At 59.2% G+C, this 25,802-nt stretch carries 24 protein-coding genes; 13 read left to right on the plus strand and 11 right to left on the minus strand.

The features are described from left to right. The first annotated feature begins 11 nt into the window (after positions 1-11). Both UL81_RS10225 and UL81_RS10230 read left to right on the plus strand, forming a co-directional pair. On the plus strand, positions 12-935 hold the full coding sequence (locus UL81_RS10225) for an AEC family transporter (RefSeq protein ID WP_046453559.1): 924 nt from the start codon (positions 12-14) through the stop codon (positions 933-935). Positions 936-994: 59 nt separating this feature from the next. Then, the gene (locus tag UL81_RS10230) at positions 995-2,233 is read left to right on the plus strand and encodes a 2-polyprenylphenol hydroxylase (RefSeq protein WP_035104327.1); all 1,239 of its coding nucleotides are present in this window, start codon (positions 995-997) and stop codon (positions 2,231-2,233) included. A 3-nt stretch (positions 2,234-2,236) separates the two neighbouring features. Here UL81_RS10230 and UL81_RS10235 read toward each other — a convergent pair whose 3' ends face one another. Beyond that, on the minus strand, positions 2,237-3,046 hold the full coding sequence (locus UL81_RS10235; RefSeq protein ID WP_035104326.1) for a carbon-nitrogen hydrolase family protein: 810 nt from the start codon (positions 3,044-3,046) through the stop codon (positions 2,237-2,239). Positions 3,047-3,137: 91 nt separating this feature from the next. Here UL81_RS10235 and UL81_RS10240 point away from each other — a divergent pair, with 91 nt between their 5' ends. Next, complete coding sequence (locus UL81_RS10240; protein WP_035104325.1) at positions 3,138-3,422, plus strand: hypothetical protein; 285 nt, start codon at positions 3,138-3,140, stop codon at positions 3,420-3,422. 104 nt (positions 3,423-3,526) lie between these two features. Continuing rightward, positions 3,527-4,618 (plus strand): alpha/beta hydrolase, encoded by a 1,092-nt coding sequence (locus UL81_RS10245; protein ID WP_052737454.1) that lies wholly within the window; start codon positions 3,527-3,529, stop codon positions 4,616-4,618. Here the strand turns inward: UL81_RS10245 and UL81_RS10250 are convergent. The 6 genes from UL81_RS10250 to dnaK all read right to left on the minus strand — a co-directional run bounded on the left by UL81_RS10250 (position 4,615) and on the right by dnaK (position 10,350). Next, on the minus strand, positions 4,615-4,860 hold the full coding sequence (locus UL81_RS10250) for a type II toxin-antitoxin system Y4mF family antitoxin (protein WP_046453561.1): 246 nt from the start codon (positions 4,858-4,860) through the stop codon (positions 4,615-4,617). The genes UL81_RS10245 and UL81_RS10250 overlap by 4 nt on opposite strands. A 152-nt stretch (positions 4,861-5,012) precedes the next feature. Beyond that, complete coding sequence (locus tag UL81_RS10255) at positions 5,013-5,873, minus strand: SDR family oxidoreductase (RefSeq protein WP_035104323.1); 861 nt, start codon at positions 5,871-5,873, stop codon at positions 5,013-5,015. Positions 5,874-6,027: 154 nt separating this feature from the next. Next, positions 6,028-6,447 (minus strand): heat shock protein transcriptional repressor HspR, encoded by a 420-nt coding sequence (locus tag UL81_RS10260; protein WP_035104321.1) that lies wholly within the window; start codon positions 6,445-6,447, stop codon positions 6,028-6,030. A gap of 9 nt (positions 6,448-6,456) precedes the next feature. Beyond that, positions 6,457-7,650, minus strand: a complete 1,194-nt coding sequence (gene dnaJ / locus UL81_RS10265; RefSeq protein ID WP_035104319.1) for a molecular chaperone DnaJ — start codon at positions 7,648-7,650, stop codon at positions 6,457-6,459. 154 nt (positions 7,651-7,804) lie between these two features. Next, complete coding sequence (gene grpE, locus UL81_RS10270) at positions 7,805-8,491, minus strand: nucleotide exchange factor GrpE (protein WP_035104318.1); 687 nt, start codon at positions 8,489-8,491, stop codon at positions 7,805-7,807. Beyond that, complete coding sequence (dnaK, locus tag UL81_RS10275) at positions 8,491-10,350, minus strand: molecular chaperone DnaK (RefSeq protein ID WP_035104316.1); 1,860 nt, start codon at positions 10,348-10,350, stop codon at positions 8,491-8,493. The genes grpE and dnaK overlap by 1 nt, the downstream gene beginning before the upstream one ends. 327 nt (positions 10,351-10,677) lie before the next feature. On the opposite strand from dnaK, the gene UL81_RS10280 reads away from it, so the two are divergent. From UL81_RS10280 to UL81_RS10320, 8 genes are all read left to right on the plus strand, one after another. After that, positions 10,678-11,574: an ABC transporter ATP-binding protein gene (locus UL81_RS10280; protein ID WP_035104315.1), complete on the plus strand. Its 897-nt coding sequence runs from the start codon at positions 10,678-10,680 to the stop codon at positions 11,572-11,574. 14 nt (positions 11,575-11,588) lie between these two features. Beyond that, positions 11,589-12,392, plus strand: a complete 804-nt coding sequence (locus UL81_RS10285; RefSeq protein ID WP_046453562.1) for an ABC transporter permease — start codon at positions 11,589-11,591, stop codon at positions 12,390-12,392. A 12-nt stretch (positions 12,393-12,404) separates the two neighbouring features. After that, positions 12,405-13,508 (plus strand): sensor histidine kinase, encoded by a 1,104-nt coding sequence (locus tag UL81_RS10290; RefSeq protein ID WP_052737455.1) that lies wholly within the window; start codon positions 12,405-12,407, stop codon positions 13,506-13,508. Then, a complete protein-coding gene (locus UL81_RS10295) occupies positions 13,501-14,076 on the plus strand; it encodes a response regulator (RefSeq protein WP_035104313.1) in 576 nt (191 codons plus the stop codon). The genes UL81_RS10290 and UL81_RS10295 overlap by 8 nt, the downstream gene beginning before the upstream one ends. A gap of 41 nt (positions 14,077-14,117) precedes the next feature. Beyond that, positions 14,118-15,343 (plus strand): IS3 family transposase gene (locus UL81_RS10305; RefSeq protein WP_105360423.1). Its coding sequence is split into 2 segments (ribosomal slippage): positions 14,118-14,379 and positions 14,379-15,343, totalling 1,227 coding nucleotides; the frame shifts between segments, so codons are not numbered across the junction. Positions 15,344-15,608: 265 nt separating this feature from the next. Then, positions 15,609-15,842, plus strand: a complete 234-nt coding sequence (locus UL81_RS10310) for a hypothetical protein (protein ID WP_035106398.1) — start codon at positions 15,609-15,611, stop codon at positions 15,840-15,842. A 788-nt stretch (positions 15,843-16,630) separates the two neighbouring features. Continuing rightward, entirely contained in the window at positions 16,631-20,089 is a 3,459-nt protein-coding gene (locus UL81_RS10315; protein ID WP_046453565.1) for a bifunctional proline dehydrogenase/L-glutamate gamma-semialdehyde dehydrogenase, read from the plus strand. A 30-nt stretch (positions 20,090-20,119) separates the two neighbouring features. Further along, the gene (locus tag UL81_RS10320) at positions 20,120-21,454 is read left to right on the plus strand and encodes an AI-2E family transporter (RefSeq protein WP_046453566.1); all 1,335 of its coding nucleotides are present in this window, start codon (positions 20,120-20,122) and stop codon (positions 21,452-21,454) included. A gap of 155 nt (positions 21,455-21,609) precedes the next feature. On the opposite strand, the gene UL81_RS10325 is transcribed toward UL81_RS10320, so the two are convergent. The 4 genes from UL81_RS10325 to UL81_RS10340 are packed head-to-tail and all read right to left on the minus strand — an operon-like array spanning position 21,610 to position 25,183. Next, positions 21,610-22,200, minus strand: a complete 591-nt coding sequence (locus UL81_RS10325) for a nucleosidase (RefSeq protein WP_035106396.1) — start codon at positions 22,198-22,200, stop codon at positions 21,610-21,612. A gap of 9 nt (positions 22,201-22,209) precedes the next feature. Continuing rightward, a complete protein-coding gene (locus UL81_RS10330) occupies positions 22,210-23,505 on the minus strand; it encodes a sulfate adenylyltransferase subunit 1 (protein ID WP_046453567.1) in 1,296 nt (431 codons plus the stop codon). Then, complete coding sequence (cysD, locus tag UL81_RS10335) at positions 23,505-24,401, minus strand: sulfate adenylyltransferase subunit CysD (protein ID WP_046453568.1); 897 nt, start codon at positions 24,399-24,401, stop codon at positions 23,505-23,507. The genes UL81_RS10330 and cysD overlap by 1 nt, the downstream gene beginning before the upstream one ends. After that, positions 24,401-25,183 (minus strand): phosphoadenylyl-sulfate reductase, encoded by a 783-nt coding sequence (locus UL81_RS10340; protein ID WP_046453569.1) that lies wholly within the window; start codon positions 25,181-25,183, stop codon positions 24,401-24,403. The genes cysD and UL81_RS10340 overlap by 1 nt, the downstream gene beginning before the upstream one ends. 179 nt (positions 25,184-25,362) lie before the next feature. On the opposite strand from UL81_RS10340, the gene UL81_RS10345 reads away from it, so the two are divergent. Beyond that, the gene (locus UL81_RS10345) at positions 25,363-25,749 is read left to right on the plus strand and encodes a hypothetical protein (RefSeq protein WP_035106394.1); all 387 of its coding nucleotides are present in this window, start codon (positions 25,363-25,365) and stop codon (positions 25,747-25,749) included. The last annotated feature ends 53 nt before the right edge of the window (positions 25,750-25,802 follow it).

A 25,802-nucleotide genomic window follows, 5' to 3' on the forward strand; every position in this document is an offset into this window, starting at 1 on the left:
CAAAAGCAGACATGGACGGCGTCCTTATTGGATTCTCGATTGTCGGCAGCATCATTGTGCTGGGCTTCCTCGTAGGAAGGATGGGATTCCTCGGTTCCAGCGGGGAACGCGTGCTATCTGTAGCCGCGTTCAACATCACCTTTCCTGCATTCATGTTCTCCACGTTGGCGACCTCTGATCTCGCCACGCTTTTCCATCGCAACCTGTTGGTGGTCGTCATTGCGGCCACCTCCGCCATGCTCGTATTCATCGTGGTGGCCACCCTCGCCCGGTGGGGTGTGCGCAAAGCACTCATTGGCGCGCTTGCGGGCAGTTATGTCAACGCCGCAAACTTAGGCCTGCCCATCGCAGAATATGTGCTGGGCACGGTGGACATCATTCCCCCACTACTGCTTTTCCAGCTCGTATTCGTCGCCCCGATTATGCTCACGCTTCTCGATGTCTTCGGCGATTCCGGCAGCACCGACTTCTTTCACCGCATTATCCGGCCCTTTAGCAACCCCGTGGTGCTAGCATCGCTGGCTGGCATAGCCGTCTCTGCCACGGGAATTACCCTTCCCGAACCAGTGCTGCAGCCTTTTGAGCTCCTGGCGCAAGCCACCGTCCCTATGATGCTTCTCGCCTTCGGTATGTCCTTCCACCGTAGCGGCCGACCGCTTCGCCACGGCGATACCTCAGCCATTCTTTTAGCTACCGCGCTAAAGGTCATCGGCGCTCCCCTCTTTGCCATCGCCGCAGGCCACTTTCTCCTCGGCCTTTCGGGACCCGAACTCCTCGTTCCCGTACTGTGCGCAACCTTGCCCACAGCACAAAACGTCTACGTCTACTCGCAGCGCTACCCTGGCTCCGAAGTGCTGGCCCGCGACACCGTGCTGCTGACCTTCTTCGCGTCCATCCCCATGCTCATCATTCTGGCAGCAGTACTTGGCACCTAAGGTATGAGGTCTCGCCGTGCTGTCGGGTTTTAACCTGTGGCCGACTAGGATGGGCAATTATGAAGGAATTGGCTGATCACCTGCGCCGGCACGCAAACGAGTACCGAGACGCTGTTCATCAGCATTTCTTTAACACGGTGCTGGAATCGCGGCAGATTTTCTCGCTGCAGATGCGCCACACCCACGTCGAACTTGCTCCGGCACTGGCGTGGGCGTTCGACCGGGCACAGCGCGATGGCACGCTGACTCCAGAACTCGAGGAACAGCTCACGCAGCTGGGCCGGGATCACCGCCGTCATGGTTTCCCACCGGAGATTTACACTGACTTCGCCAATTCACTCATTGCGGGCTTCGATGCTTTGGGGCTGACTCCTTATCAGCGCCAGGTGGCCAGCCATGCGGTCACGGAAATCGCGAACGTCATGGCGAATGCTGCTCGCGAAGCTGATTTGGAGGGCCAAGCACCAGCCTTTAGTGCGCAGGTCCAATCGGTCACCCGTCCGAATCGACAGACCAGCATTATTACGCTCAAGGCAGGCGCGGACTTCGACTACGAGCCCGGCCAGCACATGCCGGTGACCTCCCAGTTGCTGCCGGGTACCTGGCGCATGCTGACCCCAGCGCACCCTTATTCCGCTGATGGTGAGCTGGTCTTCCACCTTGCCCAAGCCGGTGATGCCTCGTCGATGCTGGCTAAGGCACAGCCTGGTGATTGGTGGATTCTTGGTCCTGCCACGGGCCAGCCCCCGCAGGTCGATAGCCACACCGTCATCATTACTTTCGGCACCGGCTGGGCCACAGCCCGTGCACTGCTGCTGGAGCATTTGCCCACGCTTGCCGATGCCCCACCCCGCACCTATGCCGTCGCCCCCAGCCCCGGCTGGCACTACGACACCATCTTCCAAGCCAATCTGCAGGCGCTGTACCCGAAGTTGGAACTCCACCATCTAGTGCGCGAAATCCGCGACCCGTGGTTGCTGGGTGCGGTAGAACCCGATCCTTCCTTTACCCCGGAACTCGCGCCAGAGCCTATCGATGCCGTCTTGGAACACGAAAAACAACACAACGACCCCAACAAGCGATTCTTGCTGTTGGGGCCTGCCGACCGCGTGGAACTCAGCCGCGCCGCACTCATGAACGCCGGCATCAGCGAAGATGCCATCGACGAAGTCAACTGGCAACGCGGCCACGAGTGGGCAGCATCTGCAGCCCAACTCGACGGCTACGAGGATTGGTACGCCTGGGCCGAAGCCAAGCGCGCCGAATGGAATAGCACCTCGCGGCCAAGCGGTTCTTAAGTACTAGTACTTAAGAACCGGTAAAGATTTACGAGTCTTTTCCACTTCTTCTGGGTCGATCTCGGCGTAGATGATGTCGTCTTCGTAGCCTGCTTCGGCCAGGCGCTCACCCTGCGGATTCACGATAACGGAGTGGCCCACCCCGGTAGGACCGGAAGGTTCGCCGGCCTTCTCGTTGCCGCCGGGACGTGCCTGGCCTGCGGCAACAATGTAGGAAGTCGAATCCAGTGCGCGTGCGGTCGTCAGCAGGCGCCACTGCTCGCGCTTGCCTGGACCATCGGCCCAGCTGGTGGGGACGACGATGACCTGTGCGCCATTGCGTGCCAGTTCCTTGAACTGGTCAGGGAAGCGAATGTCGTAGCAGACTGCCACGCCAACGACGAGGTCACCTGCTTCAAAGGTGACGATATTCTCGCCGGCCTTCACGGTGTCCGACTCGCTGTAATCGAAAGCGTCGTAAGTATGGATCTTGTCGTAACCGCCCAGCAGGTCCGGGCCGACAACCAGTGCGGTGTTGTAGACGCGGTTAATGGTCTTATCGTCACGCGCCACGGTATCGGCAGGGCGGAACATGCCTGCCACGACGTAGACGTCGAGTTCCTGGGCAAGGTCCAAGAGGCCGGAGGCGAAGTCGTCGTCTAGCTCTTGGGCATTGGTATCCAACCGGCCGGTAGCAAAGGCCTGCATGGTGGCCTCAGGCAAGACGATAAGCTTCGCGCCGTTATCGGCGGCTTCGCGGATTTTGTCTACTGCCAACTGGTAGTTGGCATCCATGTCTTCTGACGTGGTGATTTGTACTGCTGCAACCTTCATGCTTCCCCAAAATAGCCAAGCGGGGAAAAGTTATCCACAGTTTTAAAACTGACCCTAGCTTTTCTGTTACCTCGGCCAGCAGGCTAGAAGTATGACTTTGCACAAGCATTCATTCCTGGAAAAAGCCTCCCACCTGGCCCAACACGCACTCGACCTGACCAACTATTCCCCGCCTCAACCGCACGCAGAAATTGCGCATGCCAGCCATAGCGCTGCAGCCCTTGCGCGCCTGCAGGCCACCTGGCAGCAACGCCTTGACGATTCCACGCACAACTGCCACACCCAACTCAACGACTTAGCCGCCTTCTGTCACCACGTCGATGGCATCGACGACGAACTCTCCTCAGCGTTTCGCGCGGGAGGCGGACTGCGATGAAACTCAGCCTTGCGTTAGAAATAGCCGGAAACCAACTTCAGGACTATGACGATACGCTGCAGGTTTACCAGACTGCGCGAACCCAAGATTGGGATAGCCTAAGCATGGCTGGCCCCGCGGCGGAATCTGCCCGAGAAAATCTGCACCGATATATCGCTGAATTACAAGAGCCAAGTAGGCAGGCTGACCATGCCGCGGCGATCCTTTATGCCTACGCGGCGTTGCAGCGCCAGCAAGAAAAACTCTTAGAACGCGTCACCCGTTTCTTTGGCGATATCGACCACTTACCCTTGGCTGGTCATGCCCAGGCTTTCCTGCTGGATAAAATCCGCGGTTTGGGCGAAGCGCTGGACTTCGCGTGCGCGGCAGAGCTATCTGCCATGTGCAATCCGGAGCTCAATCGCCCGCCGCAAAGGCTAGGCGATGTCCCCGAGCTCTCCCTTCCTGCCTTGCACGAACTCAACTACGCCATGGCAGATACGGAAGTGCAAGAGCTTCTCGATGCCCACCCGGATACCCTTCTGCTCGAAGTCAGCGAGGGACGCATGGTCGCCCTCGTTGCACCCGAGGGGCTATCCACTGAACCAGCACAGATCACCACCTTTGTTCCCGGTGTGAACTCTTCTGATGCCTCTGGTTGGTCAGGCCAGCTTGAACGCGGCCGCGCCCTTGCACAGAACACCGGTGGTGCCACCGCCGTCTGGTTGGGTTACCAAGCACCGAAGCACGCACTTCCTGCCGTTAATTCCCAGCCTGCCCAAGCTGCCGCACAAGAGCTCACCCGCTTTCAGAAGTCCTTGCGCCAGCGCTTCCCCACCGCACAATCCACGCTTATTGGCTACTCCTACGGCAGTGTGGTCGCCGGCTATGCCGCGGCCACTTCAGGAGAAGCGGCCGGGGGTAAGAGGAAAAATCATCACCAACTTGCCGATGACCTGGTCTACGTCGGCAGTCCCGGCATCCCGGCCGAAGGGGCCAACCCACCAGGAATTCGTACGTGGGCGGCGACCAATGCCCACGACCCTATTGGTCTTGCCACCGGTCCTTTTGGCGGTATCCACGGAATCGACCCCTCGCATCCGCTCTCTGGCATTCCGGAGCTACCCGGCGCGAATGAACTTCCCGGCGACCACAGTTCCTACTGGGATGACCCCGCTTTCCTCGAAGGACTACGCAAGATCAGTAAGCCAAATTAGCCATCGTCTCGCAGCGCCTCGGGGACATACTGAACAGCAACCAGGTCTAGCCCTAGCAGGGATAAGACGGAGGCTGCCTTATCCAAACGCACTGAAGTCTTGCCCTGCTCAAACTCACGAATAAAACGCTCAGAGACCTGAGCCATTTCAGCAACTTCCGCCTGAGTTAGGCGCATTGCTTTCCGTCGGTCACGTGCCTGCGCTCCAATGTGCAAGTAGTTGGATGCTCCGCGCCTACCCATCAACTACCTCCTCAAAACCGGCATACTTCTGCCGATTTTAAGCAAAAATGCCCTCCTTCCGCGCTTAAAAGCGCTAAACCAGCAATATTTTGCCGGTTTTCGACCACAAAAAGAGCACACGGGATGCGTGTACTCTCTATATGGGTTGGATCTTAGTTCTTGTTGTAGGGTACGAATTCCTTCATGCGGTCCATGTAGCTGCGCAGTTTGCGAGCGGGTACTGCCTTGGGCCAGTCGTGCGCGCGGAACCAGGCGTCAGTGCCGCCATCGAGGGTGACCACGGAGCCGCAGAGGAAGTCAGCGGAATCCTGGAGCATGAAGTAAATCCAGGCGCCGACGTCTTTTGGATCGCCGTAGCCGCCGGTAGGAACCGGGAAGTTCTCGACTGCCGCGGCTTCCTTTTCGCTGGAGAGCTGCTTTTCCAACAGCGGGGTCAGTATGGCGCCCGGCGCAATAACGTTGAGGCGGATACCTTCGCCGGCCCACTCGCGCTTCACAGCGTTATCGCGTGCCCAGCGGGTGGCGGCAATCTTAGATGCGCCATAAGCCATGGTGGTGGCGCGGTCGCCAAAGACACCAACCGCCTTAACGGCGACATCGGTCTTGCCCTTCAACAGTGCGTTGACGGCAAAGCCCGGGACCAGCGGCATGGTGGTCGTGGAGTTCGAGCCGACCAGAACGGCCTTGGCGTTGCCGTTCTTAGCTAGCGCAGGACGCAGCTCTTCGAGCATCTTGACTGCGCCGTAGTAGTTGACCTGCAGGATGAGCTCGACGTTTTCCTTGCCCGGGATTGGACCCACGCCGGCGGCAATGACGGCGCCGTCCAAGTTGCCATCGGCAAGCTCTAGCACCTCGCGTGCGGCACGCTGGCGGCTGACATCCTTGGACAGGTCAGCAATAACGTCACCTTCCTTAAGGTCAACGCCGATAACAGTGTGGCCTTCTTCGCGCAGCTTCGCTGCGGCGGCGCCACCCATACCGGATGCTGCGCCAGTAACTACATAAGTCCCCATACCTACTCCTTTATAGATATAACTATTACAAAGCGCCCATCCTACGGAAACATGCGTATCGGTGCGCTGTGATGTTGCTCTACACAGACAACTCCCCGCTGCCAGGACGCGTGTACGTATCCCAGCAACGGGGAGAGTGAAAGTGTTTGAGCGGTTACTTGTCGTTCGCGCGACGGCTGCGTCGGCGATCCCACATGACCACAGCACTCGAACGCGGGACGTGGACGAGTTCGCCACCGCGGTTGCGGCGCATACCAGATTCTTGGCGCAGTTGGCGTACTTCTTCGGCTAAGGCGTCGCGTTCGGCTTCGAGTCGATCGCGTTCTTCAGTGAGTTCGATAATCGACTTGATGCCAGCGAGATTGACGCCTTCTTCCTGCGACAGGGTTTGAATCTTCCGGAGCAATTCAATGTCGCGGTCGGAATAACGACGCCCGCCGCCCCGGGTACGAGCCGGGGAGACTAGCCCCATGCGGTCATAAGTGCGCAGGGTCTGTGCGTGCATGCCGGATAGTTCAGCGGCCACGGAGATGACATAGACCGCTCCTACTTCAGCAGGATTGTCTTTACTCATCTCTCCTCCTTAAGGTTGTCCGGCCCAGCCGCTACGCGGGTTGAAACCGGAGTCCTTCTCCGCCTGTGCGTAGCTACGCAGGGCACTTGACGCCGCGGCATCCAGGTGCTGTGGCACGGTCACCTGCACCGAGACCATCAGATCGCCAGACTTGCCACCACGCTTTGCGATGCCCCGTCCACGCACCCTGAGAGTCCGTCCATCCGGAGTGCCAGCGGGAATCTTGACGCGCACCGGCGCATCGAGGGTCGGCACCGTGATGGTGTCGCCTAAGGTGAGCTCCGCAAAGGAGACAGGCACGGTGATGTGCAGGTCATCGCCTTCGCGTTCAAAGACCGGGTCCGGCTTCACCTTGACGGCGACAAAGAGGTCGCCGGCTGGGGTGCCATTCGGACCCGCTTCGCCTTGGCCGGCCAGGCGCACCTTTTGGCCATCGATCACACCGGCCGGGATGCGGACGGTGATCTGACGGGTGCGGTGCACAGTACCGGTGCCGCTGCACTCACCACAAGGGTCGGTGATGCGGCTGCCGGTGCCATCGCAGTCCTTGCACGGTGCGGAAAACCCGAAGGCGCCGCGGTTTTCTGAAGTGTAGCCACTGCCATTGCAGGTACCGCAGGTCGCGGTCTTGCCGGACTTAGAGCCGGAACCGTGGCAGGTGGTACACGGGGCATCGCCAGTCAGCTGCAGCGGAATGGTGGTACCGCGTGCTGCTTCTCGGAAGTCGAGGGTTATTTCTGTTTCGACGTCGGCCCCCCGCGACGGCCGAGCTGAGTGGCCAGCACTACCGCCGCGGTTGAAAACGCCACCGAAGATATCCCCAAAACCGCCGCCTTGAGACGATCCTCCAGAGGATCGTCCGAAGAAGTCGGAGAAGTCCGAGAAGTCCGACGCAGCCGATCCCGAAGACGTTCGAAACCCGCCGCGAAATCCGGCGCCTCCCATCCGGCCAAAGCCGCCGCTGCGTGCCATTGCCCTAAATTGGTCGTACTCTTTACGCTCATCCGGGTCGGATAGAACGTCATAAGCTTCGGCCACGCGCTTGAAGCGCTCTACTGCCTCCGGATTGTCCGGGTTGGCATCCGGGTGGTTTTCCCGGGCGAGCTTACGATAAGACTTCTTAATCTCGTCTTGGCTGGCGGACGAGGAAACCCCCAGCTCCGCGTAATAATCTTTTTCTGCCCATTCGGGTTTAGCGCTCACTGGGCATCCCCTCCTTTCTGAGAGTGTTCGTGGTGTATTCGATTCTAATGTTCATAATTCACTTCATAACTAACTAAGCATTTTAAGGGGAATAAGGGAATAGGGGAATAAAAGCGGCGCTGGGCCACAGGAGCCCGAGCGCCGCTAGAAGTGATTAATCCGCCTGCTCTTCAGAAGGGTCAGCGATGATAACCATCGCGTTGCGGACCAGCTTGTCGCCTACGCGGTAGCCGCGTCGCAACACGGTGCCCACGACCTTCTCGTCGCCAGAGGACAAGTCTTGGACTGCCTCGTGGATTTCCGGGTCGAAGGTATCGCCTTCATCGCCGAAGCCTTCCAGCTGCTCTGCCTCCATGGCGTTGCGCAGCTTATCGCCAAAGGACTTGAGCGGACCTTCATCTAAGTCGCCGTGCTGGCGGGCCAGTTCCAGATCGTCCAAGATAGGCAGAAACTTGGACAGCACCTGCGCCTTGGCGGTCTGAATAACTGCCTGACGCTCGCGCTCGGTGCGACGGCGATAGTTGGTGTATTCCGCATTCAGACGCTGGAGGTCTTCAGTGCGTTCTGCCAACTGCGCCTCGATGTCCTCTACCCCGCCGGCGGCCTCCGGGTCCGGGTCGCCGGGCTCTGCGGCGGTCTCCGGGTCGACATCTGCGAGGGCGGCGTCTAAGTCAGCGTCCAGAGTCGGATCCAGCTCGGCTTCCTCGGCGGCGTCGGCCTGCGCATCCTGGCGGGCTTCAGCTGCCTCGGCAGCCTCCTCGGCGGCGTCGGCCGAGGTTGCCTCCGGGTCAGTCTGTGCCGGGTCACCTGGGTTGTCGGGCATATCCTGATTCTGGCTCATTACTTGTCGCCATCCTTGTTGTCGGTGTTTTCATCTTCATCGACGACCTCGGCATCAACGACGTTCGGGTCGCCTGCAGCAGCACCGGCGTCAGCAGCGCCCTCGGCACCGCCTTCAGCAGCCTGTGCCTCGTAGATCTGCTTGCCCATCTCCTGGGACTCGGTGCCCAGCTTCTCGACAGCGGACTTAATAGCCTCGATGTCGTCGCCCTTCAGAGCCTCATCGACAGCGTCAGCAGCCTCGGTGACCTTCTGCTTGGTCTCCTCGTTGACCTTGTCGGAGTTCTCATCCAGGAACTTACGGGTCTGGTAGGAGGTGTTCTCCGCGTTGTTGCGGGTCTCCTGCTCCTCGCGGCGCTTCTTGTCCTCTTCGGCGTGCTGCTCTGCATCCTTGACCATGCGGTCAATCTCTTCCTGGGACAGGCCGGAACCATCCTGAATCTTGATGGTGTTTTCCTTGCCGGTGCCCTTGTCCTTAGCGGACACGGAGACGATGCCGTTGGCGTCGATGTCGAAGGTGACCTCGATCTGTGGGACGCCACGTGGTGCCGGAGCGATACCGCCGAGCTCGAAGGAGCCGAGCAGCTTGTTAGCCGATGCCATCTCGCGCTCGCCCTGGAAGACCTGAATCTGCACGGAAGGCTGGTTGTCTTCTGCAGTGGTGAAGGTCTCGGACTTCTTGGTCGGGATGGTGGTGTTGCGCTCGATGAGCTTGGTCATCACGCCACCCTTGGTTTCGATACCCAGGGACAGCGGGGTGACATCGAGAAGCAGCACGTCCTTGACCTCGCCGCGCAGCACGCCTGCCTGCAGGGCAGCACCGACTGCAACGACCTCGTCCGGGTTAACGCCCTTGTTTGGCTCGCGACCAGTCAGTTCCTTGACCAGTTCGGAGACAGCCGGCATACGGGTGGAGCCACCAACCAGCACGACGTGGTCGATGTCGCCAACAGAAAGCTCAGCATCCTTGATGACCTGGTTGAACGGAGCCTTGGTGCGGTCCAGCAGGTCCTGGGTGATGCGCTGGAACTCGGTGCGGGACAGAGTCTCGTCCAGGAAGAGCGGGTTCTTCTCGGAGTCAACGGTGATGTACGGCAAGTTGATGTTTGCCTGCTGGGAAGCAGACAGCTCAATCTTGGCCTTCTCAGCAGCCTCGCGCAGACGCTGCAGAGCCATCTTGTCCTTGGTCAGGTCGATGCCCTGTGCGGACTTGAACTTGTCGACGAGCCAATCGACGATGCGCTGATCCCAGTCATCGCCACCCAGGGTGTTGTCACCTGCGGTTGCCATGACCTCCACGACGCCGTCGCCAATCTCCAGCAGGGAGACGTCGAAGGTACCGCCACCAAGGTCGAAGACCAGAATGGTCTGCTCCTGCTCGCCCTTTTCCAGGCCGTATGCCAGTGCAGCCGCGGTCGGCTCGTTGACAATACGCAGGACGTTCAGGCCTGCAATCTGGCCAGCTTCCTTGGTTGCCTGACGCTGTGCGTCCTCGAAGTAAGCCGGAACAGTAATAACGGCGTCGGTGACATCCTCACCCAGGTAGGACTCCGCGTCGCGCTTCAGCTTCATCAGCGTACGAGCGGAAATCTCCTGCGGGGTGTACTTCTTATCGTCAATGTCGACGTTCCAGTCAGAGCCAATGTGGCGCTTGACGGAACGAATGGTGCGGTCAACGTTGGTAACTGCCTGGTTCTTAGCGGACTGACCAACCAGGATTTCGCCGTTCTTGGCAAATGCCACAACGGACGGGGTGGTACGTGCACCCTCCGAGTTAGCGATAACGGTTGCCTCACCACCTTCCAGTACGGAAACAACCGAGTTCGTAGTACCGAGGTCAATACCTACTGCGCGTCCCATGATGAATTCTCCTTCTACGTTGGAATTATTAATAAGTTGACTGTCTGCGACTCAACTTCCGTCGAGCGCGAGTGCCACTCTAACAGATCCTCGCAAGCCTGTGCATCAAACCTGAGTGCTGGTCACTCAATCTCTACAACGGCACTACTTCCAAAGTTGTTCCCGATCGACTCAACTTTTTTAAAAATTCTTCCAACACTCCAGGTCAAGACGTAGAAAAATCTCGGGCCAACCGCCGAAAGCACCTCTGATTAATGACATTTGTCATCTCCAAGTCATGACGAACGGCTCTACCGAGATGACCGTCTACAGAGAAAAATTCGAGTCATGACACACGCAATCGAAGTAGACAACATCACTCGCACCTACGGGAGTTTCGCTGCCGTCGACAAGCTGAGCTTCAGCGTCGATTCCGGCGAGGTCTATGGCCTGCTTGGCACCAATGGCGCTGGCAAGACTTCCGCGCTAGAGATTCTGGAAGGACTAGCTGCTCCAACCGATGGCCAGGTGAAGATTCTCGACACCGATCCTTTAACTGCCCGTCCTCACATGGGAATCATGCTGCAGCAAGGTGGATTGCCCAGTGGCCTCACAGTTTTTGAAACCGTTCGGATGTGGGCAGGTACCTGCTCTCACCCACTCGACCCCGAAGACGTCATTGAACAGGTCGGCGTCTCCCATCGCTCGGACGTCAAAGTAGGCGCCCTGTCTGGCGGTGAGCAACGACGCGTCGATCTCGCCTGTGCTCTCGTGGGCAACCCGCAGATTCTTTTCCTCGATGAGCCCACCACGGGCTTGGATCCCGAATCCCGGCGCGGCGTGTGGGAGCTTCTCAAAGAACTGAAATCTCAGGGTGTGACCATGGTGCTGACCACGCACTATCTGGAAGAGGCCGAATACCTCTGCGACCGCCTCTGCATCATGCACCAGGGACGAATTCACGTCGAAGGCAGCATCTCAGAAATCGTCGACTCTGCCTTTTCCGAAATCTCCTTTAGCGCTGAAGTCCCAGTTAGGGAGATTCCCGTCGGTCACGCTCAAGCCCAGGACGGGGCAATCACCATCGCCACCAAAGACCTAGCAGCCGATACCCGCACCGTACTCAATTGGGCGCACGACAAAGACATCCAGCTGGAAAACTTCAGTGCCCACGCAGCGTCGCTGGAACAGGTCTTTTTATCCGTGGCATCGGAAAGTACAGCAACCTCGCCCGTCAACGCTTAAGGAACCGATTCATCATGACTTCCCTGCTAACCCCGAATTCTTCATCTACTCAGCCCTCCATTGCAGATGCTTTTCGACGCACCAGAGCATTAGCTCGAGCAGAATGGCTGCAATTCCTGCGCAATCCGACGCTGCTTTTTATGGCTTTCACCATGCCGGGCGCAACGGCCGGAATTACCTATTACATGTACGCAAGTGTCGGCAGTGATGCCCTCACGCGTACCGATATCGCCTCGATGTCCACGGAAGTGTTCTTCCTGGTTGGCTTCATATTCGTGCAGTACTACTCAGTGCTATCCATGGTCACCGCACGACGCGACGAGGGCGTGCTTAAACGTTTGCGCTCAGGCGAAGCAAGCGACAGGTCCATCCTCGCTGCCATCTGCGTTCCCGGCGCACTCATCCTGGCCGTTTCTGCTGTTCTTGTTCTCATCGTTTTCGGCATCCTCGGTGACGAAGCACCAGAGAACTTATGGGCCCTTGCCATCGGTCTCTGCTTTGGCATTGCCATTAGTGCCGCTGCTGCCCTCGTGACCTCGATTTACACCAAGACCGTGGAATCTGCACAGGTTACCTCGATGCCGGTAGTCGTAATCGGCATGGTTTCCCAGTCAGGCCTACTGGCATCAATGCCAGACAGTCTGCAACGCATCCTCGAGCTCAACCCCTTTGCCCTCATCGGCGAACTAGTCCAGGTTGGTTGGGGCGTTGCAGAGGATCCCGGCATCCTCCGGGTCCTTGGGTTAATCGTCCTCTGGCTCATCGTTTTGTCCTGGTGGGGTGTTAAAAAGCTGCGCTGGGATAGCCACCGCGGATAGATTCGAAACGACATGGAATTCGACAAGACCTCCGCCAAGTTCGCGCTCTGGAATCGCCTCGCTTTAGAAGGCACCGTCCTAGCGCTTACCTTCGCCTGCGTGGTGGACGTTTTCTCCAGCGGATCGCTACCTGCAGTCATTGCTGGAATTGGACTCATCATCCTGGCGGCGTGTGGAATTGCAGCCATCGAAACAGACCCTCGCCTGCACCTTCACCCGCGCGCTTCTGCTATTCCCTGGAAGGACATCACGACGGGCATGGGACTTGTCATTGTGGTGTTGGCCTGGGCCACGATCGAAGGAGCAGACGCCGCTTTCCCCATCGTGATAAGCATCTGCATCGTCTGTCTTACAAGCCTCCATGCCCGCCCGTGGTCTATCTGGTTTGCTATCGCTCTCAGCATTGCCTGTGCAGTAATACTGTATCCCCTGGACCGACAGTGGATGGGAGTACTCCCTGTGCTCTGTTATGCCACCACTGTGTATTCCCTCTGGTACATGGATTCCATCCGCGCTGCGGAACGTAAACGCCAATTGGAGTCGCTACTGCAAATTCAAAATGAGCGCCTCCGGTTCGCCCAACAACTCCACGACACGTTAGGTCAGCACCTTGCGGCAATGTCTGTGAAAGCGGAGCTAGCCAAAGCTCTCGTTACTCGCGGCGATGATCGTGCTGAACAAGTCCTTAGCGAGCTACAAGAGCTGACGAAAATCTCCATGGGACAGATGCGTGACGTGGTCGAGGGCTACCGCACAATCAATCTATCGACTGAGCTAGCCGGTGCTCGCGAACTACTCGAATCCGCTGGCATCACGGTCACGATCGAAGGCAACGCTATCGAAGTACCTCAAGACAAACGTGAACTCACGGCCTGGTTCGTTCGCGAATCTGCCACGAACATTCTCAAACATTCCCAGGCCACCCACGCCACCATCGTCGTGAACAGCACCGAAGTCACCGTTTTCAACAACGGCGCGGTAGAAGCTCCCGGGCGCCTCGGTGGGCTCAATCCACTCCGCCAACGCGCCGAGGAAATGCAAGGACAACTCTCAGTCGACCACGCCGGTTCGACCTATACTGCTAGCTTGAGCTGGCCTAAGGAGGATCATGATTAGCGTTGTCATCGTCGACGACGAAGCTTTAGTAGCTTCCTCCCTCGGTACGTTGCTGGATCTGGAAGACGACATCGACGTAAAAGCCGTCCTGGGCTCTGGCGAAGAGCTTCTCGATTGGGCTAAACAACACAGTGCTGATGTCATCGTCACCGATCTCCACCTGCAAGGCATCGATGGCATCGATGCCGCTGCACAAATCCCCGATGCCAAGACCGTCATCATTACTTCCCACCCACGCCCGGCCGCACTGAAGCGGGCACTCGCGGCCAACATTCTGGGATTCCTGCCTAAGACGTCCACTGCAGAGCAGTTCGCCGCTGCCATACGGTCTGTCCATTCCGGAAAGCGATTCCTCGACCCTGAAGTCGCAGCATCCGCCATTGCAGCCGGCGAGTCTCCGCTTACCGATGGCGAAACGCGCGTGCTCACAGAAGTCCCCAGCGCCAGCTCCATCGCTGATATTGCCGAGCGATGCTTCCTCGCCCCCGGCACCGTGCGCAACTACCTGTCTTCCGCCATGAGCAAGACCGGCGCCAACAACCGCCACGATGCGGTTACCCTCGAGTAGTGGACACCCGATTAGGACGGATACTGTGTCCGTCAGAGAGGATGTTCATTATGAGTCAAACACGCCGGAAGTACACCTCGGAGTATCGGGCGGAGGCAGCCAGGCTGGTCATTGAGACTGGTCGGCCGATTGCTCACGTTGCTGAGGAAATCGGAGTCAGCGCCGGTTTGTTGGGCAGGTGGGTCAAAAATGAGCGCGAACGCCAGGGAACCGTCGACGGGATGAGCGAGGCCGATCTACGTGCTGAGAACGCCAGGCTGCGCCGTGAGTTGGCTGAGGCTCGAATGGATAACGAGTTCTTGTCAAAAGCAACAGCCTTCTTCGCTGCGAAGCAACGACAGCGGAACGATTCGAACTAATGCAGCGGGAGAAGGCGAACTACAGCATCAAGCGCATGGCCAGGCTTTTGAAGGTATCTCGTTCTGGCTTCTATAAGTGGGTCTACAAGCAGTGGCAGCGCGATTGCGGCGAGGATAGGCGCCAGAACTACTTAGAGGCGCTGGACAAGCAGATTAAGAAGATTTGGGATGAATCAGATGAAGTCTACGGCTCACCACGGATCACTGCGGAACTAGCCGATTACGGCTTCTATCCTGACCGCAAAACGGTTGCCAAAAGGATGCGCCTGATGGGTATCGAAGGCATCTCGCCACGCAGGTTCGCTCCTGTCACGACCATCCAGTCCGAGCACGGGTCGAATCTTCCTGACCTGGTTAAGCGCCTGTTTGATGCTGGTGATATTAACCGGGTATGGCTATCGGATATTACCTATCTGCGCACCGGTGAAGGCTGGTTGTACCTGTGCGTTATCCGCGATGGGCATTCCCGCCGGGTACTGGGCTGGGCGATGGATTCTGCTCAGACAACGGACTTGGTGGAACGTGCACTGCGCATGGCGCACACGTTGCGCGGTGAAGTACCTGATGGTCTGGTGTTTCACGCTGACCGTGGGTGCCAGTTCACCAGCACACAGATGTGGCAGGTTTGTCAGGAACTAGGGATTTCCCAATCTGTGGGCCGTACAGGGGTGTGCTTTGATAACGCGATGAGCGAGTCGTTTTGGTCCACGCTCAAGACCGAGTTCTATGACCGGTCAACGTGGGTCACCAGGGACCAGGCATGCAAGGCGGTGGCCTATTGGATTGAAGTGGTCTACAACCGGCGGCGCCGACACTCAGCCATCGGGATGATCCCACCCGTTACCTTCGAAAACCAGACCACCCAAGAAAAGACCCCAACTACCGCGGCCAATACTAAAGCCGCTTAACTACGTGTCCACGATTTGCGGGCAACCCCAACGAAGCCTATTCACTAGCACTGGAAAAGGGCTGGATCTAATTCATTGTTCCTCCTCATGAGGAAGCAGCGGACACTTTCGAACCCGGATCTAAATGCCTTTGCGCTTCGCAATCAAAGATAAACCCCACAAGAAAACATGCGCGATAACAAATATCTCTTTATAATCGAGGCTGCGCTCTAGCTATCAGCATCGACATCAAGAATTGTCCCGCACTTGTCTTTAGGAGAGAACCATGAAGGAACACATGCCACAACGTCTTGCCTCGTTTAGCTTTATTGTTTGTGCTATCGCTATGGGGATTAGCTTTGCACTGAATGGTGGCAGTATCACTGGCACTAAGGAATGGGCGATGGCGATCGGGATTGTTGTTCTCGTTTCTCTCACCGTTGCACTGATCGTATGGACGTTCAGCCGAATGATTCTGGTGGGCAAGCAGCCGAAGAACGACAACACTGTCGGTGACTAAGTAGACAAGTTCTTTTCTCGCATAGCTTCCGGAGCTATGCGAGTTTTTCTTTGCCGTGACTTATGGCGAGCGTTTGTGACACCGCGCTAATTGTTCGCCGCTGATGTGGAAGTGCACTGCGCAGTGGTGTTGTTGCTGTCGAAAAATACATTCGCAGTGATGTCAGCTGAGCGAAGGCTGGTTCGAATTGCATGCGTAGACAAGTGAGTGGGCATCGCTAAGCATTGCCGTTTTGTGCATGGATAGCACCGCAAGCTGCATAAACCAATACTGGTGCTGCCATGGTTGCGAGTGACGCATTATGGGCGGCATTCATTCTGTTTCTGCGTCGACTTTGTGGTGTGCAGTTAATTGTCTTGACATGGGTTTATCTTGTGTTTGTGTGTTGGTTGGTGCGCTTAGGGTGCGGTGGGCGTTATGGGTGTGGGTAATCGGGGGTAGGGGTTCGGGCATGTGTTGGATGGCAGTTTTGGATGAGACCTTTAAATACTGTTGCGCAGGACATATACTGGCCGGAAGACCTGAATATGTCTCACAGCCTGTAAATTTGTGATGGAGGACGGCTGCTCTTGCACATTGATTTCTGCCGCCGACGCCGCGCTGGGGACCGCCCACCCGTTGGGTGAGAAAGCGAACCCACGCACACAGATGCGCTTTCGCACGCAGATGTAATTTCCTGGGCCAACTCACAGGGCATTGTCCGCACTGACTTAGTGGTGAGAAAACCCACGCCAATCATGCGCCGCACCGCTTGTGTGCGCGCTTTATGTGTATCTAAGGACTAGAACATGACTGACGCATATACCCGTTTGCCCGAATCTGACGACGTAGAGGCAGCCGTCGAGGCAGCCGCCCAGCGCGCCCGAACCTGGCTGTCCAAGACAGCCGATGAGAAGGATAAGGCCACCGAGCAGCTTGCAGACTTGCTGCGCGACGAGGACGGCGTGAAGTTCACCATGGACTTCGTCGACCGCGTCATGCGCCCGGAAGATGACAAGGTCGCCGCCCACGCACTGGCGGATGTCTCCAATGAATTCGACCCGTCCTTCCTGGGCCGTATTAATGCCTCCCTGATTGGATTGGGCGCTTTCTTCGGCCCCATCCTGCCGAACCTGGTCATGCCGATTGCGCGTACCTACATGCGCAAGATGGTCGGCCACTTGGTCTTGGACGCCGAGTCGGATGCCCTGAACAAGACCCTGGATAAGGCCGCAGAATCCGGTGAGCAGCTCAACCTGAACCTGCTGGGCGAGGCCGTCCTCGGTGAGGAAGAGGCTCGTTCCCGTGCAGAGCGCACGCTGCAGCTTATTCGCAACCCGCGCGTGACCTACGTTTCTGTGAAGGCCTCCTCCATGGTTGCTCAGCTCAACCCATGGGACCTGGAAGGTTCTGTCGAGCGCCTGAAGGAGCGTCTGCGCCCGCTGTACACCGAGGCCGCCAAGCGCGACCCACAGGTCTTTATCAACCTCGACATGGAGGAATACCACGACCTGGATCTCACCCTGCGCCTGTTTAAGGAGCTGCTGGCAGAAGAGCAGTTCAAGGAGCTGGAGACCGGTATCGTGCTGCAGGCTTACCTGCCGGACTCCTTGGAAGCCCTGGCTGACCTGGCAGAGTTTGCCAAGAAGCGCGTTGCTGAAGGTGGCTCGAAGATCAAGATTCGCATCGTGAAGGGTGCAAACTTGTCGATGGAGCACGTCGAGGGCGAAACCCACGGCTGGCCAGTTGCCCCGTACGTGACCAAGGAAGAAGTCGACGCCAACTACTACCGTCTGCTCGACTACATCCTGCGCGATGAATTCGCGGACTCGGTTCGCCTGGGCGTTGCGACCCACAACCTCTTCACCGCAGCCCTGGCTTATGAACTGGGTGTTAAGCGCAACGTGCTGCACATGATGGACTCCGAGATGCTGCAGGGCATGTCCCCGGCACAGCAGGCTGCTGTCCGCGAGGCTTTCGAGGGTCGTCAGATTCTCTACACCCCGGTTGTCCACATGGAAGACTTCGACGTCGCCGTGTCCTACCTGGTCCGCCGCCTGGAGGAGAACTCCGCGTCGCAGAACTTCCTGCACGCCCTGTTCGCACCGAACAAGCCGAAGCGTGAGAAGGAAAACCTCACCCCGCTGCAGGCGCAGGAGCGCGCATTCCGTCGCGCCATCGACGAGCGCTGGGATACCTTTGCTGGTCGACGCCGTACCCAGAACCGTCAGGAAGAGCACGGTCTGCAGGCACCGCGCACCGGCCGCTTCGTCAACGAGCCAGATACTGACCCAGCACTGCCGGCCAACCGCGAGTGGGCACTGCAGATTCTCGCCAACGACCCGGGCGAGCACGGAGTTGAAGAGGTCAGTGATCCGGACACCGTCAACGAAGCAGTAGCTCGTGCGCAGAAGCTGGGCGATGAATGGGGCAAGAAGTCCGCTGCCGAGCGCGCCGATGCACTGGCTGGTGTAGGCGCCGAACTCGCCGACCGCCGCGGTGACCTCATCAATGTTGCAGCGTACGAAGCAAACAAGACCATCGCCCAGACCGACCCGGAAGTCTCCGAGGCCATCGACTTCACCGTCTACTACGGCCACACCGCGCGCATGCTGGAGGATTACTCTGCTGAGTTCCACCCGCACCGCGTCACCGTGATCACCCCGCCGTGGAACTTCCCGATTGCCATCCCGACCGGTGGTATCTCGGCGGCGTTGGCTGCGGGTTCTGCGGTCATCGTTAAGCCAGCACCCCAGGTGGTCCACTGTGCCAAGCTGGTGGTCCAGGCCTTCCGCACCGCACTCGAGGCCCAGGGTTATGACCCGGACCTGGTGCAACTGGTGCTTACCGACGAAGGCGACGCCGGCAAGGCGCTTATCTCCCACGAAGATGTCGACGCCGTCGTCCTGACCGGTGCTTCCGATACCGGTGCGCTGTTCCGTTCCTGGAACCCGCGCATGAACATCATGGCGGAGACCTCCGGTAAGAACGCACTGATTATTACCCCAGCCGCCGACCCGGACTTGGCTATTGCTGACCTTTATAACTCCGCCTTCGGCCACTCCGGCCAGAAGTGTTCGGCATCCTCCCTGGTCATCTTCGTCGGCGCTGCCGGTGAGTCCGAGCGCCTGCGCAACCAGCTGCTTGACTCCGTGCGCACCCTCAAGGTCGGCCCGGGCTACGACATCACCACTACGATGAATGGCCTGGCAGAACCGCCGACGGAGAAGCTCATGCGTGGTCTAACCAAGCTGGAGCCGGGTGAGAAGTGGCTGATTAAGCCGGAGAAGCTCAACGAAGAAGGCACCCTGTGGTCCCCAGGCATTCGCGACAACGTCCGCCCGGGCTCCTGGTACCACGTCAACGAGTGCTTCGGCCCGGTCCTCGGCATCATGCACGCTGAGACCCTGGAGCAGGCCATTGAGTGGCAGAACTCCACGGGCTTCGGCCTGACCGGCGGTATCCACTCGCTTGACGATGCCGAAGTCGACTACTGGATCGACCACGTCGAGGTCGGTAACGCCTACGTCAACCGTGGCATCACTGGCGCTATCGTTCAGCGTCAGTCCTTCGGTGGCTGGAAGCAGTCCGTCATGGGCCCGGGTGCCAAGGCTGGTGGCCCGAACTACGTCGCCCAGTTCGGCACCTGGAGCGAAGGTGAGCTGCCGGCGCGCGATGTGGATATCGAACCGGAAATCTCTGCCAAGCTGCGCGACTACGGCGAGAACCTCAAGGACGAGCTCAGCGAAGAGGACCTGGCCTGGCTGTGGCGCGCTGCCGAGCTGGACCAGATCGCTTGGCAGGAAGAGTTCGGCCGCGAGCACGACCGCACCGGTCTGGTGTCGGAGGCCAACATCTTCCGCTACCGCAACCTGCTGCAGCCGCTGCACGTGCGCATCACCGAGGACTACAAGCTTCGCGATGTCGCCCGTCACCAGCTGGCAGCCATGCGCACCGGCACCGAGGTCTCTTGGACCGCACCGGAGGAAGTGGCCAAGAAGCTGCAGAAGATTGGCTGTGACGTGGAGTCGCTGTCCGCAGACCAGTTCGCACAGCGCGTGGCGAAGGACAAGTCTTGCCGCGTGCGCGTGATTGGTACACCTGAGGATGCCGTCTATGAAGGCGCCGTCGAGTCCGATTCTGTCGTGCTGGACCAGCCCGTACTTGCCGATGGCCGCCGCGAGCTCCTACCGTACTACCTGGAACAGGCCGTCACGGTTACCATGCACCGCTTCGGTATCATCCGTAACACTGGTGGAGTGCGCTAAACCGTCTGGTTTATGGCATAGTTGTGCTTTATGGAAGACAGCAAGCACAACTCCACCTCCAGCGCCAGTAGCGCCAGTAAGGTAGAAAAGCCCGAAGAGCAAGAAACTGATAGTTCCTCGCTGGTTTCGGAGGACCCGGCCGGCCTTGGTTCCAAGGCCGCGTCGCGTCCTCCGGAGCAGCCTGACCGCAAGGCGAGGGTCATTTACGGCGACTTCAAGGCCTTGGCTAAGGCCTCGCTGGCCTTTATTTTGATCATCGCCGGTGTCGCACTGATTGGCTACCTGCTGAGCGTCATTTGGGTCGGCTTGTTGCCAGTGCTGCTGGCGATTTTGGTCTCCACGGTCCTTTACCCCGTGGCTGCCTGGCTGCGCGGAATCAAATTCCCGCGCGCTTTGGCGTCTATTACGACCATCCTGGGCTTTTTGCTCGTCTTCAGCGGCATTATGGCCGCAATGGCCCCCACCATCGCCAACCAAGGCGGCAAGCTGGTGAGCCAGGCCCAGTCCGGTGTCAACGAATTCTTCCGCCTGTTGGAAGAAGGCCCCCTCGAGGTTGATACCGAGCAGTTCCAGTCCGCACTGGAAGACATCGTGAACTTCCTGCGCGATCAGGCATCTACCATTGCTTCTGGCGTGGTATCTGGCTTCTCGATGGCAAGCTCCATCGTCGTCGGCTTCGTCATCATGCTGTTTGTCACCTTCTTTATCCTCAAAGACGGCGACAAGTTCCTGCCGTGGATGCGCAAGTACTTGGATTCCCACACCGGCTGGCACGTCACTGAGCTCGGCTCCCGCATCTGGAAGACCCTCTCCGGCTTCATCCAGGCCCAAGCCATCGTCGCATTTGTCGACGGCGCGCTCATCGCGCTTGGCCTGTGGGCCCTGGGCGTCCCACTCGCTTTCGTCATTGGTGTCGTGACCTTCTTCGCCAGCTTCATCCCGATTATCGGTGCTGTCACCGCTGGCTTCCTCGCCGTCGCTATCGCGCTGTTCGCCAATGGCTTCGTCAACGCCCTGCTCGCCCTAGGTGTTGTCGTCCTGGTCCAGCAGGTGGAGGGCAACGTACTCCAGCCGATGCTGCAGTCCAAGGCCATGGGCCTGCACGCCGCTGTCGTCCTGCTGTCGGTTACCGTCGGCGGCACCCTGGCCGGCATCGTCGGTGCCTTCCTTGCCGTCCCGGTCGCTGCCACCATCACGGTTTGCCTGCGCTACCACGCCGAAATGACCGCCCTGCGCGCCGGCGAACTGCGCCCAGACCAACTCACCGTCGCTACCGGCGCCAAAGAGCTCGACGCCGACACGGACGGCGATACCCCACGCATCCGAGTCAAACAGCTCTACGACTCGATGTATCCAGGCGTCTAACGGCGACTACCTACAGCTAGTCGCCTCTACGAAACTCGCCCCGGCCACCCGCCGGGGCTTTTTCGCGCCAACCCTGTCGTTTTCACACCACTTCTTGAGCTTTCCGAGCAAAAATCACCCAACTCGCGGAGCAAAACGACCACGAGTACACGCTGTTACTCCTTCAGGAATCCCAGCTCCACACACGCCTCGTGCAATTCGGTGGCGGCGCGGCCAAGGGCTGGGTCCCAGGCGCCGACCGAGGTCTCATTCGCTGGATCCGAGACCTGCTTGAGCAGGGTTACCGGCACATTGAAGCGCTGGCAGGCAACGGCGATGGCGTAGCCTTCCATGTCGCACAGGCCGGAGTGCTGGGCGAGTGCGTCGCGCAGGGTGGAATCGGAGACGAACATGTCGCCGGTCGCGAGCGTTTCGGTGGGCAGCTTTCCGGAGGTCTCCAGCTCGATGACTGCGGGCAGCAGGTAGCGGGAGATATCAGTAAGGATCTGGAGTTGGAAGTCGTGCTTGCGCACGCTGGTTACTTCGTAGACGCCGTCGAGGCCATCGCGCAGGGCGCCGACGGTGCCGACGTTGACGACGCGATCGGGAAGCTCCCCGCGTTCCCGGGCCGTCGCGAGGTACTCGGTGACGGCCATGGCTGCTGGAACGGTGCCGATGCCGGTGACGAGCACGTCGGCATCGTCAGGCAGTGCGGCAACTTCCTTATCAACAGCAGCAACGAAAAGAATGCGGGAAGCAGAAACCATGTAGTCAGACTAGCGCAGGCGATGGCCCACTAGACCGGCGGCCAGGGTATCGCCGGAGCCTTGGTCGACGAGCAAGAAATTGCCCACGGCACCGCGCGCGGCATAATCCTCGACGGGGAGTTCAGCCTGGGTTTGCAGGCGCACATGCGCGATGTCGTTGAGGGCGACTTCATCCGGAGCATCCACATCGGCCACGCCATCCAGGTCGAGGGTGCGCACAACCTCGGACACGCGCGCCTTGACCAATGAGGTGCCGTAGCGCAGCTTGAGCATCTGCCCAGCGCGCAGGGGCTTTTCGGTCAGGCCCACCAGGGTGGCGTCGAACTCGCGGACTTCCTCCGGGCGCTGCTCGCCAGCAATGAGGTCGCCGCGGGCTAGGTCGATGTCATCGGCCAGGCGCAGTACCACGGACTCGCCCACCCCGGCGCGCTGGCCGTCGGCGTACTCGCCATCGGTGCCGTCGATATGCGTGACCGTCGAGGTCCGACCATGCGGCAGCGTGACCTGCTCCCCCACGGCAATCGAGCCGGCCTTGACCTGACCGGCGTAGCCGCGGAAGTCGCTGGCGTGTTCGCGGATGACGTACTGAACCGGGAAGCGGAAATCCAGGTCATCCGCACGACCGGTATGCACTGGAATGGTTTCCAACAGCTCCAGCACGGTCGGGCCGGTGTACCAGTCCATGATGCTGGAGCGCTCCACAACGTTGTCGCCGCGCAGTGCAGAAATCGGCACGGCCACGCAATCATCGATGCTCAGGCGCTCGGCAGCCTGCTTGAATTCGCTCTCAATGGCGCGGAAGGTCTGCTCGTCGTAGTCGACCAGGTCGATCTTGTTCACCGATAGAATCACATGGCGCACGCCGAGGAGTGCGGCGACGTTGAGGTGGCGGCGGGTTTGCTCGACGACGCCGTGGCGGGCATCGATAAGCAGCACCACTGCCTGGGAGGTAGACATGCCAGTGACGGTGTTGCGGGTGTACTGCACGTGGCCGGGCGTATCCGCAAGGATGAAGGTGCGCTTGTCCGTGGCGAAGTAGCGGTAGGCCACATCGATCGTGATGCCCTGCTCGCGCTCGGCACGCAGGCCATCAACCAGCAACGACAGGTCCATGCCGTCGAAACCGCGGTCGGCGGAAGAACGCTCCATCGACTCGACCTGGTCCGCCAGCACCGACTTGGTGTCATAGAGCAGGCGGCCCACAAAGGTTGACTTGCCGTCATCCACGGAGCCCGCAGTACACAGGCGCAGCGTCTCGCGCTGCTTGAGCTTTTCGATGCCCCCAAGGGCCGGTTGGGTACTCATCAGAAGTAGCCCTCCTTCTTGCGATCCTCCATGGCGGATTCTGACAGCTTGTCATCGGCGCGGGTCGCACCGCGTTCGGACAGGGTGGACACGGAAATCTCAGCAAGGATTTCCTCCGGGGTTGAGGCCGTCGACTCCACGGCACCGGTGCACGACATATCGCCGACGGTGCGGTAACGGACGGTCTTGGTTTCGAGCTGCTCGTCCTCGGTGGGGCCACCCCACTCACCGGGAGCAAGCCACATGCCGTTGCGCTTGAACAGCTCGCGCTGGTGCGAGTAGTAAATCGGCGGCAGATTCAACTCACGCGCACCGATGTATTCCCAAATATCGGATTCGGTCCAGTTGGAAATCGGGAACACGCGCACGTTCTCACCAGCCATCTTGCCGCCGTTGTACAGGTCCCACAGCTCCGGGCGCTGGCGACGCGGGTCCCAGCCACCGAAGGAATCGCGAATAGAGAAGATACGTTCCTTGGCGCGGGCGCGCTCTTCATCACGACGCGCACCACCCAGCACGGCGTCGTAGCCTCGCTCGGAAATGGTTTCTACCAGCGGCACCGACTGCAGCGGGTTACGCGTGCCATCGGGACGCTCCTGCAAATCACCGCGGTCAATCCAGTCCTGCACCGCCGCGACGTGCAAGCGCACGCCCGTAGATTCGACTAGCTCATCGCGGAACTGGATCACCTCCGGGAAGTTGTGCCCAGTATCTACGTGCAGTAGTTCAAAAGGAACCGGCGCCGGCGCAAACGCACGCCGCGCCAGCTCGAAGACCACCACGGAATCCTTACCACCGGAGAACAGCAGGCCCACCTTGTCGAACTGGCCGGCCACCTCACGCAAGATGTGGAGTGATTCGTTTTCTAAGTCTTTTAAATGAGGAGAAAGAGTCATTATTCGTGTAACCCGCATTCTGTCTTGCCGTCTGCAAATACGCGCCCGGAACGAGCATCCTCGCCCTCCCCGACCGGGAAGGTCAGCGGCGCGCACCCAATGGAGCGATAGCCCTGCAGTGTCAGCGGATGGATAATCAGGTCGTGGTCTGCGATATACCTATCCGTATCCTCGAGATCCCAAGTAATAATCGGCGAAATCTTCAACCGGCCGGTCCGATCCAGGCTCAGCGCCGGGGCATCGGCACGGTGCTCGGAATCCGCACGCCGCAGACCAGTCACCCAGCCGCAGTAGTCGTCCATCGCCATGTTCAGCGGCTCCACTTTGCGCATGCGGTTATAAGCTGCCACATCGCGGGCATACAGCCGCGGGCCATAAATCCGGTCCTGTTCCTCCGGGCTCAACAGCGGCTTCACCCGCACCAACGACAAATCCGGGTAACGCTCCTCCACCTTGTCGGCAGTCTCCAACGTCTCCGGGAAGTGCCAACCGGTATCAATAAACAGCAGGTCAGCGTCCAATCCGGCACCTTGCGCTAGCTCCGCCAGCACCGTATTTTCCATGGACATCGTCACCGCCAGCCGACCCGGCGCATATTCTGCTGCCCACGCACAGATCTCCTCCGCGCTGGCATCGTGCAGCTTCTCCGCCCATTGCTCTACTAACTCGCGGTTACGCTTTGCGATGCCCGCCGGCAGCTCAGCCGTATCCCGCGTCCCCTCGGGACTTTGCGCGGGGTCACGGTACTCACCGCCGCTTACTAAGTCGATGTGTGAAGTCATAAATCTCCTTCGTTGAACGCCTCAACTCTAAGCAACCCACCTAGTTTTCGCAGTAACCTACCGGCCGCTTTCACCCCGTCGACCTGTATAAGCATTGCATTCATGGGGAATAAAATTAGCCAAAACTGAGCCAAGCGGTCTATATTTTTAGACAAGACAGTCTAGAAAGGAAGTTCGTGATGTCTCATAACGTCCGCAGAGTTGCCATCATCGGCGCCGACCCAGCCAGCCTTCGTGCTGCTGAGCAGCTGGTGCGTGCTGGCATGTGTGTGGACATCGTAACCTCCCAGACTGCACCGCATGGTCTACTACGTCATCTCGGCGGCGGTTGCCCGGATGGTTCCGTGGCCCGCTTGCGCCTGCTCGGCAACGTCCGCGTCGGCGAGGATCTCACCATCCCGGAGATCAACGCTCACGCGGCCGCCGACGATCTCCCCGCCGAGCTGCAGCGCCGCGGCGTGGCCTTTACCTACTGGGAAGGCCTGTGCGATGCCACGCTTTCCGATGCCCCCATCGACTGGGACCGCATCACCACCCGCGCCAGCCTGGCCCCCGTCTGCTTCTAAGTGCACTGTTTCTAATTTCGGTGGCTTCACCCCCTAAGGTAGAAGTCAGTTCG

This window comes from Corynebacterium camporealensis, from assembly GCF_000980815.1.
GTDB lineage: Bacteria > Actinomycetota > Actinomycetes > Mycobacteriales > Mycobacteriaceae > Corynebacterium > Corynebacterium camporealense.